Genomic DNA, 21195 nt, shown 5'->3' with positions numbered 1-21195 from the left:
CGAAATTACCACAATTCTTCCTGTCATCCAAATCACATAAGTTCATGACCTAAAGTCCAAAACAGGATTTAACCGTTACTTTACGCACAAAACATAAGGACCTTGAAGCAATTTTCGCTAAATTTAAACCATGCAACATGAATTAGAAAAACTTCGGTATCCCATAGGTCGCTTTGCCGTACCAGATCATATTGACAAGCAATTACTGAATGATTGGATAAAAACAATCGCAGATTTCCCCGCACGACTCACATCGGAAGTCAGCGACCTGCCAGATATCGCTTTGGAGAAACGATATCGTCCAGACGGCTGGACCATCAGACAGGTGGTGCATCACTGTGCTGATAGCCACATGAATAGTTTTGTCCGTTTTAAGTTAGCCCTGACAGAAGATGACCCAACGATAAAACTCTATGAAGAAAACCTTTGGGCCGAACTTCCAGATGCAAAACACAATCCAATTGAAAGCTCTCTTAAACTATTAGAAGGATTGCATCAACGCTGGGAAATCCTGCTCAAGAGCCTGAGTGACGAGCAACTTGAACGAGCCTTTATTCATCCGGTTACCAAACGGTATATTTCCCTTAAAATAAATATAGGTCTATATGCCTGGCATTGTAATCACCATTTGATGCATATTGTCAACGCAAAAAATAGATCGGTCTAACGATAAAGTCCTATTTTCAGGAGCAAGGGTATATCCAATACCCCTGCTCCTGAAACAAGTTATATCGAAACTACAACGATAGTGCCCACATCATAATGATTAAGACTCCCAAAGCAAGACCTATAATCCCCGAAATCAAAAATGTCTGTAGATAATAACCAAACGTTTGGGTCTTTTTCTGGATGATATGGATAATCCCCACGATCAGGGAATAACCTAAACCTACGCCAAAAAAAAGCATAAAGGCTAGGTCGATCAGCATACCTGTGAAATCTAAATTCGCAGAAGATAACATCGTGCAGATTATTTTTTCTTTTTAAACAGTTTACTAAAAAATGATGAACTACTATTTCCTTTAGGTTCGTCCTGTGCATCTACTCCTCCACTTTTCTCGTCCGCCCAAATCAACAATTCGGGTTCAATATCCAATTCGTGTTGTCGGGCAAAGTCCGACCAATAGGCGTGTTTTTCCTGATCCATAAAATTGGGATCATTTTTATAGTAACCCAATAAGCTTTCTGTAGCAGACTCATAGACACTATAATGATTTGCCCGCTCAAAATAATGAATGGCTTTTTTACTGTCCTTTTTAAATTTTAAACCCGCATCATACATCAAACCGTAATAAATATTGGAATAGCTATCCGCTTTATCTTTCTTCAGATAAACAAGTAGACGGTCATAGTCATCTAAACTATAATAAATCGAGGCAATATTGCGATTATTTTCAACCAGTTTCAATTCCGCTTTTTTGTAGTAATCCAATGCTTTTTCAAGATCTTCTTCCACATAGGTCCCACTAAAATAGAAATAACCCAGATTGGATAATGCATAGCCATCCCCAAGATCAGCCGCTTTGGTATAGGCCTCAAAAGCTTTTTTCAGATCCGATGTATAGCCTATTCCATGCTGGTAAAGATAACCAATGCTATTCCAAGAAGCTGCATACCCCTTTCCGGCGGACCGCTCATAGTATGCAATTCCTTTTTTCAGGTCCAGAAAACGCTTATTTTCATTATCGGTATCCGTATAGATATTACCAAGTTCATACATACTGCTTTCATTGTCCTGATCAGCTGAAAATGTAAAGTAACGGATAGCATTTTCGACGTCTCCATTTCTACAGCAATCCATGGCCATGTGATACAATGTATAACTATCATAGGCAGATTCAAAATCTAAGCCCCGATCCGATTTCCACTTGGTGAAAAAATGGTCAAAAACCTCAAGTTCCTTTCCTTCCAGCTTGTCCAATACCTTGATATAATATCCATACTGATCTTGGGGCACCTCTTCCAATCCTTCATATCCTTTATTGAACAGTCTGTCGCCGCGCAACATCATTAGATCTTGATAATGTCTTACACTACCACAGATAAAATCGAAGGATTCACTTAGTTCTTTGCTATCAGTATCGTAGTAATAATACCCGCCCACCTGATCTTGCAGGATAAAATAGTCCATCAGCGCATAGCTGATTGTGGCATAATGTGCTGACAATGGAAGCAGCCAGCTTTTAGTGTCTGTGTGATAGATTCCTCTTTCCGATTCGGTTTCAATGATATAACAATTATAGGCACCATTACCAAAATCTGCACCTCCTTGTATAGATTTAATCGTCAGATCTTGCAGAAGAAAATCCCGACTGGCGAGGTCATACAGAAAATATTTGCCCGCTGTAAGGTAATACAATGCACTGAGCCCATTCATGGCATTTAGCACAGCCACATCTTTTACCAAAAGGGAACCGTCTGCTGCGTGGACTGATTTCTTTTTTTTATTGTTTAAATTAACCGCATAAAAATCAAACAACAATTCGTTCAAAACTCCTTCTGGATATTCGCCCAATAGAACACCCTGATTGGAATAATATTTACGTAGTTTGCTGTTCGCTATTGGTTGATAAATAAAGCCCTCGTAGTCTATTTCAAAAGGCTCATCAGAACCCGTCGTATTCAAGCCCTTACCTTCAGCATCGATAATGTCATATTTTCCATCCTGCTGTCCCTGGTAGAATCCATAAGCAAAATCGTCCAAAACCGCATAGTTCAAGGGAATAATTGTAGCTCCAGTCTCCACGTCCACCAAGCCATATTTGCCCGCTAAACTCACTTTTCCTACAATCTTACCACGGCCGCTCTGTACAGGCTCTGCAGAGGCATACATACAAGGGATGGTCTCTTCGCCCTTTCTATTTATATAGCCAAACAAGCCTTCTTTCTCAACAACTGCAAAGCCATTATAATCAAAGTCTCCGATCTCGTCATAGCAGGGTTCGACTTTCACCTCACCCTTCGCATTCCGGATCCCCCAACATCCGTTTTCTTCAAAAAACTGGTTATCAAGGCTATCAATCGCCTCCCTATTCCACCAGCCCAATCCATAGTTGCTCCACTCAGCTTGTAACATCGCTAAAAAGGAATCATAACCTGAGCGGCTCAAAATAGGATAAAGCTCTGATAACGAATGCCTCTCTATTGCTTTTTCGTAATACAGGTTCTTCTCATGAATTTCAAATGCAAAATCCTTTGCTTGTTGGCTATGTTTAACCTCAGACATATTAAAAACATCACGCGCATTGATCTGGAAGTATTCAAATGGAAGTCCATGCAGAAAATCGAACATTTTTTCGATAGTCAACAGGACAGCAGCATTGGATATCAAGTTATACTCCTGCATAAGCAGATCGTAGAATTTCCTTAATTTTAAAATACCCGCTTCTTTTTCAGCATATACCAAGGTACCTTTCGCTTTTGGATTTGCGGCAAACAAGGGCAGCAACAAATCTGGAATAACATAGTTCCATTCACCCAAATAAGCATGGAAATACTCCTGATCTTTTTTATCTGTGTTATAAATATAAATTCGATGTGCCATATTCTTTTTTTATTCTTCAATATCAACTGCATTGTTTTTGGCAAAATCCAACCAAAAGTTGTATTTAGCGGAATCTGCAAACGTTCCATTTTTATAGTAATACAAGAGACGATTGACGGCATAAGCATAGGCAGCGTTTTCGTTAGCTTGTTCATAGTAACGCAGTGCCTTCACCATACTCTGTTTTACGCCCCAACCTTCTTCATACAAAATACCATAATAAATCGCGGCATATTGTCCGTCTTTATCCTTTTTAAGATAGCGTAATAAATTGGCGTAATCTTTCTGTTGGTAATAAATTTCGGCTACCTGCGCATCGTTATTGATACCGTCTTTTTCAGCCTGTTTAAAATAGTGTAAGGCCTGCACAAAATCCTGTTCCAGATGTTCCCCTTCATAATACCAATTGCCAAGATTGCTCATCGCCTGTGATTCTCCCAATGCCGCGGCTTTTTGATAGGCTTCCAAGGCTTTGGGAATATCAGGGGGCAGGCCGAGGCCCGTAGCATATATGAACCCTAAGTTCGTCCAAGCTTGCGCATGATCCTGTGCTATAGCCTGCTTGTAGAAGCCGATCGCTTTAGGAATATCCAGAAAGTCTTCATGATCTGTATCACAATAGATATTGCCAAGAAGGTATTGGCAGTCAGCGCTACCTCGGGAGGCACCGATAGTCAACAAAGGTATAGCCTCTGTTATTTTACCGGCCCAATTTAGTTTCCGCGCTTTTTCGTATAGCGTCTCGTTATCAAGATAAGATTCGTAGCCCGCCCCCTTTCGTTTTGTCCATGCTTGATAAAATTGTACAAAGTAGCTCTGGTCTGCTCCCTGCAAATTATATTTTTCGGCATACAAACGGCCAAATGCTGTTTCAGGAAATTCAGCGACATTTCGTTTTAGATCTACATAAAACAGCCTTTCTCCTTTAAATAAGAGTAAGAATTCACCTTCGCTTCGTTCCGGATGTGGATCATGAATCGGCGCACTGACATAATCGTAAAGTTCGCTACAGAAATTTACTTTTGTATCAAAATAGCGCATTCCTTCGGATTGCTGGATACGCATAAAGTCCATATAGCAATATTCGATTTTTAGATAAGCCGGATCAGGTTCGAGTAGCCATTGATCAAGATAGGCTTCATATATCCCCTGCCCTTTGGCACAGGCGACAACAAAGACATCTTTTCGAAAGTTTTTAATGCTATCGACCAAGATTTTATCAATAGATCGATCGACTAAACGGAATAGATCATACGCGAGTGAGTAAATCTGCCATTGTTTATTTTTCAGGTAAGCGATACTGCGATAATCATCCAGGACGATGATACGATCAATCTCTTCATCAAGCACAGTGCCATTAGGTTTGATGATTGAAATCTTTCGCTGCAACTTATTGGGTTTGATCCAAAAATAGGCGTTGGGAAGAGCTTGTAGGCTATCTTCCAGAAAACTGCCCAAATAGTGACCATCCATACGAAAGTATTTCCGCTTCATGGTACCTTTTTGCCGCTTATAAAAAAGCTTACTGTAATCGTATCCAAAAGGTTCATCCGCCGATTCGGTAATAACCTGTGTTCCATCAGCAGCAAAAAGAAAATAGTTATCTCCTTGTTTTGCATTCAAAAAAACCTGGGCAAACCAGTCCAAATCATCATAGACAGCAGGTAATGAAAGTTGTTTATTTGCAATATTCAATACACCACGTTTCCCTTCTATTTCAACCTCAGCATAATTAACATCATCGATAACACGCGCGTCAAATGCCTCAACGTATTGACAGGATACGATCTCCTCTCCCCGCTCATTGATGTACCCAAATAGATGATCCAGTTCAACCACAGCAATCCCCGCTTCATTGAACTCAAATATCTCATCATATTTCGCAGCGACCAGAATATTTCCAAGAGCATCCTTTAATCCTTGTTTTCCATTTTCTTCAAAGACTTCGGTTCCCTCCTGCTTAAAAGCATGTTCTTCCCACAAGCCCAAACCATAGTTAATCCAGTCTGTCTCGAGCATTTCCAGAAAAGTGTCATAGCCTGATAATTGCAAGATCTTCTGAAGAGGATCCAAACTCTGCTTCTCAAAGGCCTGTGTATATAATGCTCCCGTCGTCCTGATCTCATCAACCCAGTCACTTGCCTGTTCTGTATGTTTTTCTACATTCATATTGAAGACATCCCGTCCATCGATTTGAAAGGTATCGAATGGCAAACTTTCCAGAAATTCAAACATCTTGTTGACCGGTTCAGCATACTTCTTTTTGTAATGCAATTGATAAACATCAGCAAGCAGCGCATAAAAATACCGTAACCGTGCAATACCGTCCTCCTTATTGGCATAGAGCTGTGTTCCTTGGGAACGGATACCCGAAGAAAATAGCGGGAACATCAGGGCAGGAATTTCATAATTCCATTCGGCCAGATGTGCTTCAAATGTTTCTTTTGTTTTAGGATTTACGTTATATATATAAATGCGATGCGCCATAACCTTATTGCTCGATAGTCTTAAAATAGATCGTGCTTACCTCAATCCGATGACAACGGCAAGCACTGTACCTGATGCAGTAAAAATACAGCTATTATTAAATATTCTGCTTAGCGGAAAACAGGGATTTTTCCTTTTTCGAATTTGGTTTGGGTTTTATGATGCCCTTGTGTATCCTACTTGCAGGGGCATCTTACCAAGAAAAGCAATTTGCGATTCGATGCATTCCTATTGATGACATCAATTTTCGGAAATAATATCCAGTCTATAGAAACCCGCTCGCTTATCATGCGGTGCTCCATAGAAAAAATTTCGAAAGTATATCTGCTGATCTCCTTTCCAAAAGATTTCTTTTAGGGTACATAGTTCAAAGTTATCGTTCCAGTCTAAGGGAATCTGTGCATAGGTCAGATAGACCTCATTTTCCTTTTTTTGCAAAAAGTAACTGGAACATTCCTGTCCGTTAAACATGCCATTCAATCTATATTTCTTATGCTTAGAGAAATAGACATAGTCTAAATTACCGATTTCTTCAACATCCCATTTCCCCTGGCGCAAATCAAGTGCCTGATCTGTTGTATGCCCTCCTTCCAACAACAAAATCTCTTCAGATGGAAAATATTTTACAAACATATTCTCCAACAGATCAATGGCACCTTCTGTTTTTCCCGCCGTTAGTAAGCGACCATCATTAAGTCGTACCTGAGCAATTAGATTTCCATCCACGAGTGTATCAATTTCCATGTCCTTACCTGGAATATAGTCTCCAAATACGACACGGCCTTGCAATAATTTTCTCGCAACTTTTACATCGCTGATTGAAGTGATGGTATCTCTCCTATAATCGGCCTGTTGCTGTTCCTTAAAAAAGCTGATGGAATCTATCTTATAAATTCTGATCATTTTATCCTGAAAGACAAGCGAATCGACGGTTGGCTTTTCGCTTACTATAACCTCCTTTATTGGAGAAGAAACAGGATTTTTCACCTTGTTTTGTTGACATGCCATACATAGTGACAAAACAAGACCAGCGCAATAAAGTACTTTATTCATATTAACAGATAATTCACTATTAAGATATTTCAATCTAATATCGTATTTCAGTCACATAATAGGAAAGGTAAGTCAATTTAAGCGCTGTGACAATCGATATTCGACTTGTAAACTCTAAATATTGAAATTGATAAAGGCCCATGTTGTTTCATGAGTCTGATGGATAAGGTAGATTGTCATATTTCGAAGTAAAATCCTGTTTCTTTGAGTTCTTCGTATTTTTCTTTATCAAAACTATAGATTTTTGCTGCTCTGGCATGTCTATCCTTTTGCATGTCGCTATGGTCGATCAACAGATCCATGCTCAGTATCTTTTTGCGAAAATTACCACGATCTATCGAACGCTGCAGAATTGTTTCATACAATTTGTGCAGGTCAGGCAAGGTAAACTGTGGTGGCAGCAGTTCAAATCCGAGGGGCTGGTAACGGATTTTACCTTTCAAGCGTTCGACCGCAACAGATAAGATCTGTTGATGATCGAAAGCCAAATCAGCTACCTCCTCCAAACTAAACCATTGCACCGCATCGATATCAAGTCCGGCCTCCAGGATATATTCGTTAGGTTTAACTAAGGCATAATAGGCAATACTGATGACTCGGCCCCGGGGATCACGGTATAAATCCGAAAAGGTATAGAGCTGCTCAAGAAAGATATCCCCGAGCCCAGCTTCTTCGGACAGTTTACGTAGTGCACATTCATCCGCAGTTTCATCCTCCTGAATAAAGCCCCCGGGAAATGCCCATTTCCCTAAGTAAGGTTCTATCGCCCGTTTGGTTAATAACAGTTTAAGCTGATTTTTTTCAAAACCAAAGATCACACAATCGACTGTAACTGCGGGCCTGGGGTATTCGTAGTTATATGTTTTTGGAGTACTGACCATCTTGTTATAAAATTACATCTGTGGACTTTTTGATCTGTATGCCGTATTTTTCACGCAGTGATTCAAAAGCCTGCAGTGTAGACTCTTCGAAACCAGCAATAGGTGACATACAGTCGATCAGTAGGATAATGCGGGACGTAATCGTTTTATCCTCCGCAAAATATTCCACTATCTGCATTGCAGATGCCAATACACAGTGACTTGATGCCTGTCCGGCAATATAAATGGCATCGTAGGCCTGTATAGCCTCGAGCACGGCATGATTGACAAATTTATTGTCGTCGTATTCAGCTTTAATGATACCGTACATTTCAGTGTAGGGATCCTGTCCTTTATAGACCAATATGGGTTTGACTTGACGTACAGCGCTGTGAAAATAGAGCATATTGGTAAATTGACTTTCCAATTGCGCCCCCGAGCTGCCCTCTAAACAATGATAGGGCCAGATGCAAAGCTCTTTTTTCCCTTCGGCCTCTAAATTTTTCAGATAAGCTAGAGATTGTTCAGCTGTGTCCGCATTAGCGACAGTCCAGGTTCCAGCCATAAGATCCTCGTGGCGGATGACCGTAAAAGGTTTGGGCTGATTTCCTTGCTTATCCACCCACCAGTCTGCATGGAAAATCTGCAGCAGTGAATGACAGTCAAGGCTGCACATGACCTGCGTCAAAGAAGCCATATTGTTGTATATCCATTGGGTCAGCCGTTGTACATCAGCACGCGAACCAGCTACTGGTAGACTGCCAATGGATTCCATAAAATCGTTTTGTACATCAATCGCCAAAAGCAGCGTCCGCTTTTTATCCGATGCAACAGGCAGGATTTGCTCCTGCCCTGCCAATGACAGTATGGACGGAATATGATCCCTTTTTTCGGATGCGATCTCTCTTACATCAACGATCTGTTCATATCTTGTTTTCATCTTCAATAATTATGTATTGTATGTGTCCTAAACCTAACCTTTTCCTATCAGCTCTACTTTTTACTAGCCTTTGAAAGTTGGAATCGCAGCAAACTTATGAGCAGACTGTTGTTGACGTCTACGGATCAGTTCATCTATCGTTGAATCGCCGGATGTTCCGGTCAGAATAAATCCGTCAATCTGTGCATAGCTCATGCCCAATTCTTCTTCATCTGTCTGTCCTTCCCATAGACCTGCTGAAGGACTCTTATATTGAATGGATTCGGGGACACCTAGGTATTTTGCCAGTGTATATACTTCCTGCTTGGTCACCATGGCCAAGGGATTAAGATCATAAGCGCCATCTCCCCATTTGGTAAAGTAACCTACGGTCGCTTCGGCCATATTGCCGGTACCGATCACAAAACGGCTTCCCAATTGTGCAAATTGATAGAGGTAAGTCATGCGGACCCGGGGCCGGATATTGGCTAAACTCAGGACACGGTTGGATTCGCTTGAAGCTGCAATATAGGCTTCGTTATTGATGGTCAACGCATCCACCGCTGGCTTGATATCAAAGATATGGTACGGGAAATCAAATTTTTCAATAAGCTCCATCCCATGTGCATGACTCTTGCTATTGTTCATATCGCTACCATAGGGCATCATGACTAAATGGACATCTACTTTCGCTAAATGGCATAGGCAAGCAACCACGCTACAGTCAATCCCGCCGCTCATACCAAGCACCAAACCTTGACGATTTGCTGCATTCACTTGTCCCGCAATCCATGATGCCATTTGTTGTGCATACTGTTCAACGTTTTCATCATTGATGAAAAACGGTTTTCTAAGGTTATTTTCCATATACTCTTATTGATTCTGTTTGTAATCTATTTCTTATTTCCTTAAAACTAGCCGTGCTGAGAAAGGTCCCATCCACAAAACATTCTTTGAGCAAATTGCTATCATTCAATTGTTCGATGGTCGTTGGATTGAGATCGTCTATCAAGCGAAAATCATTGTTCTCAAATACAACGGCAACCATGCCCTTTTGGGATTTTTTAAAATTACCGGTGTCTGTGGCCGGTCTTTTTTGAATAGCTTTAAACTGACCGTCAACAATTTCGGCCGTTCCCTTTAAAGCGAAGCCAAAGGTATCTCTTGTAACATACTGATAGGTATAGGATCCTATTCCAAGTATTGTGTTGGTCGAGGCAAAACCTTTCGCCATCAAACCTTCACAGATCTTAGTTGCCCGTTCCACGGTGATGGAATCGCCATACACAACGCCAATATGTGGATCAAGTTCTTTGAAGCCTTTCGCATTGACCGTCCCGCCAAAGAGTTCAAATAAACGTTCGACAATCCCTTTTTGAACTGTTTCCTGGTCAGCCTCCGGATCACCACAAATAATCTTAACAGGATCGCCACTATCCGGCCGAATGACAACTTTACCTTCCCGTCTCATGATCAAATCTTTCAGTTGTGGCAATACATGATCCACAACATGCCATAGGTCATAGGTATCGGACACAATAGAAATGTTTCCGCTGGGATAAACCTCTGTAATCAAATGCCGAAAAGCTTCAACCTCCTGTTCACCGTAAGAACACATCACACTATGCTCTGTTGAAGGCGTGTACATCATGACATCACCTGTGGCGTAGTAATAGGTCTTTAGGTATTCCCGAACTGAGAGTGTTGCGGAAACGCCGAAGCTTAGTAAATGCCCGCCGGCAGTGCGATAAGCCGTTTCAGGCGATCCCATACCGCGCATAGAGAAGTCTCCAGCTTGGGTGAATACTTTATTGACATCGCCCGTTTTTTCAGCAAAACCTGTCAACAATCTCTTGTATTGATCGGCGATAGTCGCGGCGGTCATTGGTGACCAAATATAAGCGGAGAGTTGCGTTTCAAGATAACCTGGCAACCAGAAGAAATCTGGATGGGTATTCTCGATCGTAAACATAGGTACCCCTATTGGCACAAGACTCCCCTCTTTCAAGGCTTTCACCTTAATCGGAAGATAACCCAAACGATGTAAATTGCGTATATGTTGTGACTGATGTGTGCTGGCAAAATTGCTATTTGTCACCGCGAATACTTCACGAATGGCTTCTTCATACTGCGCGACAACTGCATCTTCAGGTTGGGTAAAAAAATATTCATCGAAAGAATTACTGATCTCCACCAGAGCACCCTGCAATCCAAAGAAGGCAACATGGCTTATTCCTGCAATCCGGGACATCCGGGGAGTCCAGGTCTCGTATACCCATTCTGTATGTGCCGGATATTGATCCTTGTGACACAATTTGTAACCGTCCGTCCAGAGAATCGGATTTTTGCTCATTGCTCTAAACATAGCTTTCAGTTGTTAAGTTGATATAATTTAATTTCGGATGCGCTGTGTTCATCATAGAATCTGTGGTGAAAACAAGGTCGATCGGTGAATCTTCCTCCAACAAAGTACCTTTGAAAATCCTTGGCTCACAATGTGTCACCAACAGGTAGATTTCACTTGCCCCCATCTCCTTTAGAATTTTTCCCGCCCAGAGAAATGTTCCGCCTGCAGAACATAAATCATCGACAATAATGCATTTGGCACCTTTTGCGATATTGCCCGCTTTTAATTCCATCGCTTCGATACGTCCCGTTTGTGGATTGCGTTGCTTTTCAAAGACACAGGCATCTTGATAACCACTATTTAAATAGCGTGCTGCCGCCCCTTTATCCGGAAATACAATTCGGTCATTATCTGAAAATTCTAGTTTTTCCATCAGTTTCGGCAACCAATCTAGCGCAGGATAAATCGCTACACTATTTTCTAGTAATATGAGGGTTGTTTCGGAATGTGGCTCTACAACATATACTTTATCAAACTGTAAACTATTGATAAATGCAGCGACATATTTTAGGGTAAACAGGTCGCCCTCAATTTTACGATCCATACGACTATAGGGCATATAACGAATCCACAATTTACAACTCGCCCCTTCTTCCTCAAGTCGCTTCTTGACAAAAAACAAACGGATCAAATCGCCATCTTCCTGATAGGTAAATTCTAGCAGATTATCCGCTTTGATCAACTGATCGAAATCCTTCACTTTCGTTTCCCCATTCGGAAACTGTTCGGTGATGAGCTGATGTTTATTTAATATAATCATTTTTCTTTTTTTACAACCATTCTTATTGAGTACTTTTTACTCAACAAATATGTGTATTATTTTCACTTTAACAAAATTCATTGAGTATTTTTTACTCAATTAATCAAAATAAAAACACAAACACCTAAATACCAACATAATAACTTTAACTAAAAACACCTTATTTATTAGTGACATGCAATAAAAAATCACAGTTTTACCTGCTGTGGCACCTAAACATAAGCAAACAAACTTAAAAATCCACTTGAAAATAAGAAACACAAAACGACCAAGAGGCCGTATAAAATTAGCTGAATATAGGGATAGTATCTTTCGCTGAAAACCGGATCTTTGTCCTTAAGAAAAACAGTCAAGCGAATTAATCACAATCGTTGGCTGCCAAAAGAACAGAATATTCGCATGAACAAAGCAAATTTAATCAATAAGGATATTGATGCTATTTTACAAACTGAATATCAAGACATCACGCAGTTGGTCGAAGATTATCAGGACGTTCCGGTCAGTGAGGAAAATCAGGAAGCTTTATATGCCTATAACCTGCTTTACATGAATATTCATTCCTTATCGGAACAGGAATATCTTGATGCGTTCAATCAATTGGATGAAAAATACCCCAATTACGGTCTAGCAGGAGAAAATGACCATAGCAGAACAATTGCCGAACTAGAGAGGTTGAAACAGGCGTTCAACCAACTATGCTTACAAACCGAAAAAGGGCAATATTTGCTTCAACTCAAACTCAAGAATATTGATCTGGACATTCAAGTTTATCGAAAACTGATGCAATTGCCGATTACTCCTGTCATTCAAGCAGAAATAGATCTACTGGAATCAAACTCCTATAAACTTATAGATGAGATCGAAGCAATTTTAACACAATATGTTGATGAATAAGTTGTACTTCATTCGAGCATCACTCTTGCGAGCATCAACATATGTATGCTATTTGTTCATTAGTCTAAGCGCACTCCTATTGCCACAGGAGACTTGGGCGACTTCTTCTGATCAACTCCAACAGCAACCGTTCAGTCCCTATTCGATCAGTGACGATAGCTATTTACATTATAATCTAAAGGTAAACGATAGCAGCTATCTTGCTATGGCACTGAATCTGCACAACCTGTTCCCGGGCACGAATGTGGAGTCATAACATACTAATAATCGCTTAAATAACGTTATCAAATCATTACCAGGCAAGTAAATCCGTAAATTAAGCCGATACGTTTTACGGCTTGTTGGAATAAACACTTATTGGAGATTTAATCATGCCATCTTAAAGCATTACAATCATGAAAAAAATAGCTGTATTTGTCCTATTAATCATTTGCACGCTGCTGATCGGGCGATTTTATTTCCAGATTAACGCACCGAAAGCTCAAAATGGATCATTAGATAAAAAAGTTAAAAGTAGCACGATGCTACCCCTTTTAAAAGATGGAGATATGATCTTTCAGTCATCCATCTCACCTCAATGTAAAGCTGTACAACTAGCCACGGGTTCTCCTTACTCTCACTGTGGTCTTATTTTTCACGAGGATGGAAAACCTTATGTACTGGAGGCTATTCAACCAGTGACGGTAACAGGCTTGTCAGATTGGATCGCTCGAGGAAAAAACAAACATTATGTCATCAAACGGCTTAAAGAAGCAGACAAAGTACTATCGAAAGAAGTTTTAGCCAAAATGAAGAGAATCGGTGAGGGATTTTTGGATAAAAACTACGATGCTACATTCGAATGGTCAGATAACAGAATTTATTGTTCGGAACTGATCTGGAAAATCTACCAGCGGGGTGCAGGAATTGAAGTAGGCAAACTGGAAAAACTCAAAGATTTTGATCTCAATAGCGCCGAGGTTAAAAGCAAACTCAAAGAACGTTACGGCAATCAGATCCCTTTGGAGGAAACAGTAATTTCACCTGCATCTATTTTCAATAGTGAGCTTTTGACAACGATAGCGAGCAACTAAACAAGCCTTACACAACATCGTCGCCGAACTAGTTTAGCTTCTGTAATTTAACGGGTGTACCACCATTCAATTTACTCTGTTCTGCAGCGTCAATAAAAGCACAAATTGCTAAGGTTTCCCGCTCATCCACCGGACTTTGCCCAGTTTGAAAAAAAGGAAGTATACGATCCAGCAAGGGACCATAACCCATAAATTGCCCCAGATGAACAATCTGGTCTTTCAGAAAGACTGTGCCACCAAAATCATCCTTCCCTTCCCGGATACCGCGAACCGAGGCAATACGGCCATCATCCCATTGACCAATGTACATGGAAGTCCCCCTTTCTTGTACCGTTCGCACCGTTATACAGTCCGGTCCCATTAAAGCAAACAACATTTCCACCGCATGAATTCCGTACCAATACAGATCCTTGTGCGACGGATCCGTGACAGCGGGACTATAGACATCAGCTCCAACAACTTTACTTTTATCAAGCTCCTGCAGGCCGACAATGTAACGTAATGAACTGGAGGAAAAAACAGGGCAACCGCACTTCCGGGCTGCTTCAAATATTTTTAGGGCATCGGTATACGAATTGGCTATAGGCTTATCGATAAACAAGGGTTTTCGAGCCCCGAGGACCTCAAGAGCCTGTTGTAAATGCAGGTTTCCATCATTCGTCTCCAAAAATACATAATCCACTTGTTTGAGCAACTGAGCAATACTGGAAACAACCGAGACGCCATATTGCTGAATTTCGGTCGTGATCTTGGGAATACGCTCCGCGCTAAGCGCGATTGTTTTACTGCCATAAGGATAAGCCGCAACAACCGAAAATTGCCCATATAAACTATCGGCACTGGCCGTATTGATCGCTTTTGTAAAAGCAATGGAATGCGTACTGTCCAAACCGATAATACCGATTTTTTTCTTCTTCGTCTTTGGTAACATCAGGTTGAGCCCTTCCTTCGAAAAATCCGCCTTTGTTTGAAAAGAAAGCCCCAACGGCAATAAAGAAAGTAAGAAATGCTTTCTATCCATTGGACTCATTCAATAAGGAAACAGCACTATTCACCAAAGCCGAAATCGCCGTCTTAAACGCTTTTTCATCAAGATTGAACTGCGGATTATGAAGCCCATATTGGGTATTGATGCTGTCATTATTCGTACCGACCAACATAAATAAAGCGGGGTACCGATATGAGTAATAAGCAAAATCTTCTGCCGCCATCCAGATTTCTAGATCTTGCACGACTTCATTTCCCATGCTCCTTTGTAGGATATTTTTTACTTGCTGGGTCAATTTGGGATCATTATTCAATGCAGGATAACCATGGCGCACTTCCACATCTACTGTCGCTCCCAAGGCCTCGGGCAATGTACGTGCAATTGTTGCAACGGTCTCCAACGCCTCCTTGCGCCAGGTTTCATCCATGGTACGGAAGGTACCAGCCAACTTGACCTCTTCGGGAATGACATTCGCCGCACCATCGCCGATAAAACGGCCAAAAGTCAATACAGATGGGATATCAGGGTTTGCCTTACGACTGACCAGCTGCTGTAAAGTAGTCAGCAACTGAGCGGCAATCATAATTGGGTCAACGGCACGATGTGGTTCGGCCGCATGGCCGCCACGTCCTTTAATGGTAAAATAAAACTCATCGCTTGAAGCCATAAAGCGCCCCGGGCGTAAGCCTATTTTCCCTAAAGGCACACGTGGACTGACGTGCAAACCCAAAACAGCTTTGATCTTTCCACCGAAAGACTCCAAAATACCAGACTGCAAGATTTGGATCGCACCTCCGGGAATCTTTTCTTCCCCAGGCTGAAACAAGAGCACAATTTTTCCTGAAAACTCGGTTTTATATCCCTTTAAGACAGTGGCGACACCCAATAGATTTGCCGTATGAAAATCGTGACCACAAGCGTGCATAACACCTTCATTTGTGGACTTGTATAGCACATCATTCTGCTCGTGAATAGGTAATGCATCAATATCAGCCCTCAAAACCACGATATCCTCACTTAAGGACTTTTCGCCCTCAAGCACGGCAACCACACCTGTATTGGCAACAACTTTAAACGGAATATCGAGCCGGGTCAACTTCTCTTGGATATATGCGCTCGTCTCATATTCCTGAAAAGACAGTTCAGGGTGCTGATGGATATGCCGACGGATCGCAACAATCTCCGGGAAAATAGCTTCAATTTCAGCGTCTAATTCTTTCAACATAGCATTCTTCATCGATGTATTGGTAAAAAGATATTTCAATTACGATACTTTCATAAGGAATCGTTCAACAAGTTAAGTTAAAAATAGCGCACATAAAAATACAGCACCATCACTGTAATAATGATCCACCAGAGGGTTGGATTCCGAAAGCCACGGTAAGAAGCTCGATCCCCTTCGGGCATCTGAAACGAATCGCGTGTCAATATCAGATTTTTCAAACGCGCTTCCGGAACGGCCTGTGTACATAGACTGACCAGTACACAGGCGATCATACAGGTCCAGAACACAATACCGGTTCTGTTAAAAAATGGCATGTCAGTAAGCAAATACTCCAAGAGCAACGAAAGTGGAATGGTCAATAAGCCAGCCGTTAATGCGCCCTGTGCCGTAGTCCGCTTCCAAAAGACCCCCATCAGAAACATGGTAGCTATACCCGGTGTAAATAAACCATACAGATTCATCAGGTAGAGAAATACAGGTTTGTCGGAATAACTAATCAATATGACAGCGCTCATAATACCAAGTACAATAATGACGACTCCTGCACGTTTACCAAAACGGATCGCTTGATCATCAGTGGCGTTCTTATTGATGTATTGGCTGTAAATATCTACTGTGAGTATAGTTGTACAGGAATTTATAGCACCAGAAATATGGGACATAATCGCAGAGATGAGACCAGCCATGACCAGACCGATCAACCCTTTAGGCAACAGTGTTTCCACGAGCGTCGCAAATAACAGATCCGGCTGATCTAAATGCGGTAAAAATTTGGGTGCTACCAAAGCCGGGATTGTGATGATCAGCGGTACCAGAAATTTAAGATAATCACCGAAAATAACCCCCATACGGCCATGCCATTCATTTTTTGCGGCCAATACACGCTGAACAATAAATTGATTGGTCGCACAGTAGAATACGCTGATACAAAGCAAACCGCCTAGATACATTGTCCAGGGAAAGTCGGGATCGGAAGCTGGATAGAACATCTTCCAGTCTTTGGATGATTCCACGACGGACTGAAATCCGCCTGCCGCATTGATGGTTGCAAAGGTCAGGACGATACCGCCGAGCACCAGGATAACTAGCTGCACCATTTCGGTCCAGATAACGGCTTTCAGCCCCCCTAGCACGGTATACAAGCCCGTCAAAATCGCCATCCCAAAAATACTATACAGAATGGGAATACCAAATAAAGCATGTAATGAGAGCCCACCCAGATAAAGCACTGCACCGATTTCTACAAAAACGTAGGTAAATAAGATCAAGATCGCATAGAGTACCCGAGTAGCATTTCCATATCTTTTTTCAAGATATTCGGGAATTGTATAAAAGCCATTGCGTATGTAGAAAGGCAAAAATATCCAAAGCAGCGCATTAAAACCGATCAATATGGCACCCCATTCCAAAGTGATGGCCACAAACCCACGGCTATAGGCCGCTCCCATGGCGCCGACAAGATGATGACTACTGATATTTGCGGCAATAATACTACCTCCGATCATCCACCAGGGCAACTTATCACCAGCCAAAAAATAGTCCCGTTTGGACGAGGAACTTTTTTTCGAGGCATATAATCCCAATACGACGATACCGACTATGTATACCGCAAAAATAATGACATCAATCCAATCTAGTTTCATCGGTCAATAATATTTGAATCCCTAATTTCGTTTGTTCAATAAGTATCTCGAGGCTACCCCGCTCGTAAGGACTCTGCCATACGGCATAGATATCTTTATCATAGAGCTGCGCTGGCGCAAGGTAGCCCACATAACCGTTGGCTATATTGATAAAGACAATGGTATGATTGGGAAATTCAGCCCGTATAATTGACTGGTAACAAGAGTACGCTTCATTGGCCTGAGCCACCAAAATCGCGTCCCCCATTTTCCAGAGCCATACCGGAATGCTTGCTTCCCGCTGATCGGCAATGGCCTTGCGGGTATTGTATTTTCGCCAAAGGCGGTCTTTCATAACCCGATCCGAACAGCTTTCATACTCCTCGAAAATAGATTCAAGGCTCGGTAAGTTTTTGTAGGGCACTTGTACGGTATGCACAAGCTGTTTGAATTCAGTCGGTAACACCTGTTTCTGAAAGCTCCAGCAAGCCAAAGGTGCTCCCGAAATTAACGCTTTGTCAAACGCCCAACGCTGAGCTGCATGATCCTCCTGAGCCAACGTCGCAAGCACCGCATAGCCCAACTGTCGACCATTGGCTTCGACCAAAGCAGGATCTTTGACATATTGACGCTTGGGAGCCAGATCACCTGATGCGCCCTGTAGGAACAAACAGGGAACTTTCACGACCGCTTCCACCGTATGCCGCATTTCACCAACAAAATCCGGAGAAAGCAGTTCATTTTCGTAGGCAAAGCTCGTCGGATGACAGGCATAATTGCAGATCAACGCTTTCAATTTTTCGGTGTTATCGTATACACGTCCGAGCAATAAGGTATGATCAGCTTCTTTTACAGGATTAAACCCGATGAGGTATTCGCCATTAAGTTCCAGATCCCGATTACAGGCCAGATCACATACCCCATAACTCCAATGTAAACTTCCTTCGAACAATTCATCCTTTGCCCGCTGGATACAGCTGATCGCCCGCGTTTTTAAGAATTCCAGATAAGGTGGAATCGCCTCACCTCCGGGTTGATGTATGTCCGTAGAACAGATACTGGGGCCAGCATGCGTATGTGAAAGTGTAAAGACCAGCTGTGATGCTGTCAGATTGAAATGATCAAGCAATGCAAAACGCAATGTCCGTTCGTCTTCCGCATTTTTCCACCAGCCCAGATCGGCTGTCAATATAATGGCAGGTGGAGAATCAATAGGCGCCATATAGAGACAATGCATCAGCAAGGGTTGGTGCACACCAACAGCCCGATCAGCAGTAGCAGCCCCCCAATTGCGTGAGTAGATCCCTAAGGTAGGTGTAATATCGCATTGGGCAAGTCCAATTTTGGCCTGTAAACCACCTGTTGTTTCTTTTCTTGGATCCTTTTGTTCCATGATCTAAGGTCTAATTAATGAGAGTCCCCCATCCAGTACGATACTTGTCCCCGTCATCTGTCTGCAATTGTCGGAGCATATCCAAAGCACCTGTTTGGCGATTTCCTCCGCTTCGAGGATATCCCCCAGCGGTACTACCGCGGCAGCCTTTTTTTGAAGCGCGGCATCCTTGGACCAAACCACTTTACTCAACCCCGCGTTGACATAACCGGGTGCAATTTCGTTGACACGGATTCCATCAACAGCATATTCGAGCGCCATGGCTTGACAAAGCATCCGTAAGCCAGCTTTGGAAACACTGTATGCAGGCAGGTTCTGATGCACGGCATGCCCTGCCCAACTACCCAAAAAGACAATATTCCCGCGAACACCAGTAGCAACAAATGATTTCGCACAGGCGTTGGCCAGAAAAAAAGCACCGTCCAGATTGACCGCCATTTCATTTTTCCATGCCGCATTGCTGAGCTCCCGAAAGTTTTGAATCGTGACACAGGCCGCATTAGCAATACAGATCGCTATTGCTCCAAGCTCCCGCTCTATACGATCAACCCAAGCCTCCACCTGATCAGCATCTGAGACATCGACCTGATCGTAAAATAAGTTGGTCTGAGATTCATCGAGCGAATGCCACCGCTCTTTCGCAAGCACGGGTGCAAAACGATCCGCAATACAGACAATTGCCTCCGCCGTCAGAAAAGCCTCGGCTATTGCCCTGCCAATATCACCAAGTCCACCACTGATCAAAACCACTTTGTTTTTATATTCTGCTCTCATATCTATTTAAATCTACCAGTCCCCAACACTGCCATCTCTGTAAAATGTACGCTGTAAAATTTCCTGTTGGAACGGATGCTTTTTCACCTCTTCTTCATTGATTTCAATACCCAGACCGGCTCTTGTATTGGGGAGGACAATACGGCCTTTTTCTTGCACTGTAAATCCTTCACTGACGACATCTTGCCGCCATTCAACATCTTTGTGAACACTCTCACAGATAATGTACGAAGGTGTTGCGAAGCCCAACTCGATAGAGGCAGCTGTGCTTACAGGTCCCTGTGGATTATGAGGTGCCATGGACACACGATAAGCATCCGCCAAAGCAGCTATTTTGCGGGCTTCAGATAATCCACCGCAATGTGTAATATCAGGCTGAATAACACTTACCGCACGTTTTTCAAGCATCTCCCGAAAAGCATGCACACCGATCAGACGTTCGCCGGAAGCGATAGGTGTCGCTACTGCCCGTTGAATCAGGGCAATATCCTCCATGGTTTCGGGCCAGCATGGCTCCTCAAAAAAGTACAGACCATAAGGTTCTAGCGCTTTGGCAAATTGCATGCCCATGCGTGGACTAGGACGTGCATGGCAATCTACCATAATATCGATATCATCACCTACTGCATCACGCATTGCCTTTACACAGGCTTCAGCATATTTAATCGGGCGAAGCCCTTCCAGGGACATCGTTTCCGGAACAGCCATGGATTTAAAAGCCGTAAAACCCTCATCAACAGCTTTCAATGCAAGATCGCCAAAACGTTTAGCGTCGTCCGGTGCTGTTTCGTAAAAATCTTCCATTCGGCCACCCCCCAAATGACAATATAAGCGGATATAATCCCGTACACGACCACCCCACAATTCATGACAGGGCACGTTATGAATTTTACCTAAAATATCCCATAGGGCAATATCAATACCACTGATTGCCGTTCCCCGGACAATTCCGTTCCCATGCCAAAAATGCTGGCGGTACATCATCTGCCATAGATATTCAATGCGGCGTGGATCCTCGCCAACCAACAGCTGAGAAATATCTTTAATTGCACCAACGACACTTTGTGTATGCCACTCCAACGTCGCCTCACCCCAGCCCCAAAGTCCGGGCTGATCGGTTACAACTTTAACAAAAATCCAATTTCGCATGCGCGCATGGCATACAAAGGTTTCGATAGCGGTTATTTTCATAGTCA

The 21195-nt window shown here is 42.4% G+C and carries 19 protein-coding genes; 4 read left to right on the top strand and 15 right to left on the bottom strand.

What is annotated here, in order from left to right; genetic code table 11:
- Window positions 1–130 precede the first annotated feature (130 nt).
- On the top strand, window positions 131–667 hold the full coding sequence (locus tag OGI71_RS01940; protein WP_282253620.1) for a YfiT family bacillithiol transferase: 537 nt from the start codon (window positions 131–133) through the stop codon (window positions 665–667).
- Window positions 668–737: 70 nt separating this feature from the next.
- Here the strand turns inward: OGI71_RS01940 and OGI71_RS01935 are convergent, their stop codons facing one another.
- From OGI71_RS01935 to OGI71_RS01895, 9 genes are all read right to left on the bottom strand, one after another.
- A complete protein-coding gene (locus tag OGI71_RS01935) occupies window positions 738–962 on the bottom strand; it encodes a hypothetical protein (RefSeq protein WP_282253619.1) in 225 nt (74 codons plus the stop codon).
- Between the two features lie 8 nt (window positions 963–970).
- Window positions 971–3544 carry an SEL1-like repeat protein gene (locus tag OGI71_RS01930; protein WP_282253618.1) on the bottom strand — a complete coding sequence of 858 codons (2574 nt, stop codon included), beginning with the start codon at window positions 3542–3544 and terminating at the stop codon, window positions 971–973.
- 9 nt (window positions 3545–3553) lie between these two features.
- Entirely contained in the window at window positions 3554–6031 is a 2478-nt protein-coding gene (locus OGI71_RS01925; protein ID WP_282253617.1) for a tetratricopeptide repeat protein, read from the bottom strand.
- 240 nt (window positions 6032–6271) lie between these two features.
- Window positions 6272–7084 carry a hypothetical protein gene (locus OGI71_RS01920; RefSeq protein ID WP_282253616.1) on the bottom strand — a complete coding sequence of 271 codons (813 nt, stop codon included), beginning with the start codon at window positions 7082–7084 and terminating at the stop codon, window positions 6272–6274.
- Window positions 7085–7260: 176 nt separating this feature from the next.
- Window positions 7261–7965: an NUDIX domain-containing protein gene (locus OGI71_RS01915; protein WP_282253615.1), complete on the bottom strand. Its 705-nt coding sequence runs from the start codon at window positions 7963–7965 to the stop codon at window positions 7261–7263.
- Between the two features lie 4 nt (window positions 7966–7969).
- Entirely contained in the window at window positions 7970–8884 is a 915-nt protein-coding gene (locus OGI71_RS01910; protein WP_282253614.1) for a hypothetical protein, read from the bottom strand.
- Window positions 8885–8947: 63 nt separating this feature from the next.
- Window positions 8948–9730 (bottom strand): NAD(+) synthase, encoded by a 783-nt coding sequence (gene nadE, locus OGI71_RS01905; protein WP_282253613.1) that lies wholly within the window; start codon window positions 9728–9730, stop codon window positions 8948–8950.
- On the bottom strand, window positions 9720–11228 hold the full coding sequence (locus OGI71_RS01900) for a nicotinate phosphoribosyltransferase (protein ID WP_282253612.1): 1509 nt from the start codon (window positions 11226–11228) through the stop codon (window positions 9720–9722). Before OGI71_RS01900 ends, nadE begins: the two co-directional genes overlap by 11 nt.
- Window positions 11221–12030, bottom strand: a complete 810-nt coding sequence (locus tag OGI71_RS01895; RefSeq protein ID WP_282253611.1) for a phosphoribosyltransferase family protein — start codon at window positions 12028–12030, stop codon at window positions 11221–11223. The genes OGI71_RS01900 and OGI71_RS01895 overlap by 8 nt, the downstream gene beginning before the upstream one ends.
- A gap of 399 nt (window positions 12031–12429) precedes the next feature.
- Here OGI71_RS01895 and OGI71_RS01890 point away from each other — a divergent pair, with 399 nt between their 5' ends.
- The 3 genes from OGI71_RS01890 to OGI71_RS01880 all read left to right on the top strand — a co-directional run bounded on the left by OGI71_RS01890 (window position 12430) and on the right by OGI71_RS01880 (window position 13997).
- Window positions 12430–12924, top strand: a complete 495-nt coding sequence (locus tag OGI71_RS01890) for a hypothetical protein (RefSeq protein ID WP_282253610.1) — start codon at window positions 12430–12432, stop codon at window positions 12922–12924.
- Complete coding sequence (locus OGI71_RS01885; protein ID WP_282253609.1) at window positions 12917–13180, top strand: hypothetical protein; 264 nt, start codon at window positions 12917–12919, stop codon at window positions 13178–13180. The genes OGI71_RS01890 and OGI71_RS01885 overlap by 8 nt, the downstream gene beginning before the upstream one ends.
- A 139-nt stretch (window positions 13181–13319) precedes the next feature.
- Window positions 13320–13997: a YiiX family permuted papain-like enzyme gene (locus OGI71_RS01880; protein ID WP_282253608.1), complete on the top strand. Its 678-nt coding sequence runs from the start codon at window positions 13320–13322 to the stop codon at window positions 13995–13997.
- Between the two features lie 28 nt (window positions 13998–14025).
- On the opposite strand, the gene OGI71_RS01875 is transcribed toward OGI71_RS01880, so the two are convergent.
- The 6 genes from OGI71_RS01875 to dgoD form a co-directional block, all read right to left on the bottom strand.
- The gene (locus OGI71_RS01875; RefSeq protein WP_282253607.1) at window positions 14026–15018 is read right to left on the bottom strand and encodes a Gfo/Idh/MocA family oxidoreductase; all 993 of its coding nucleotides are present in this window, start codon (window positions 15016–15018) and stop codon (window positions 14026–14028) included.
- Window positions 15011–16222: an amidohydrolase gene (locus OGI71_RS01870; protein ID WP_282253606.1), complete on the bottom strand. Its 1212-nt coding sequence runs from the start codon at window positions 16220–16222 to the stop codon at window positions 15011–15013. The genes OGI71_RS01875 and OGI71_RS01870 overlap by 8 nt, the downstream gene beginning before the upstream one ends.
- Window positions 16223–16287: 65 nt before the next feature.
- Window positions 16288–17853 (bottom strand): sodium/solute symporter, encoded by a 1566-nt coding sequence (locus OGI71_RS01865; protein WP_282253605.1) that lies wholly within the window; start codon window positions 17851–17853, stop codon window positions 16288–16290.
- Window positions 17834–19225 carry a hypothetical protein gene (locus tag OGI71_RS01860; protein WP_282253604.1) on the bottom strand — a complete coding sequence of 464 codons (1392 nt, stop codon included), beginning with the start codon at window positions 19223–19225 and terminating at the stop codon, window positions 17834–17836. Before OGI71_RS01860 ends, OGI71_RS01865 begins: the two co-directional genes overlap by 20 nt.
- Window positions 19226–19228: 3 nt before the next feature.
- A complete protein-coding gene (locus tag OGI71_RS01855; RefSeq protein ID WP_282253603.1) occupies window positions 19229–19999 on the bottom strand; it encodes an SDR family oxidoreductase in 771 nt (256 codons plus the stop codon).
- A gap of 12 nt (window positions 20000–20011) precedes the next feature.
- Window positions 20012–21190 carry a galactonate dehydratase gene (gene dgoD, locus OGI71_RS01850; RefSeq protein WP_282253602.1) on the bottom strand — a complete coding sequence of 393 codons (1179 nt, stop codon included), beginning with the start codon at window positions 21188–21190 and terminating at the stop codon, window positions 20012–20014.
- Between the last annotated feature and the right edge of the window lie 5 nt (window positions 21191–21195).

It is taken from the genome of Sphingobacterium sp. ML3W (genome assembly GCF_029542085.1).
GTDB lineage: Bacteria > Bacteroidota > Bacteroidia > Sphingobacteriales > Sphingobacteriaceae > Sphingobacterium.
Note: the sequence above shows the minus strand (reverse complement) of the source record. Positions and strands in the feature narration are given on the sequence as shown.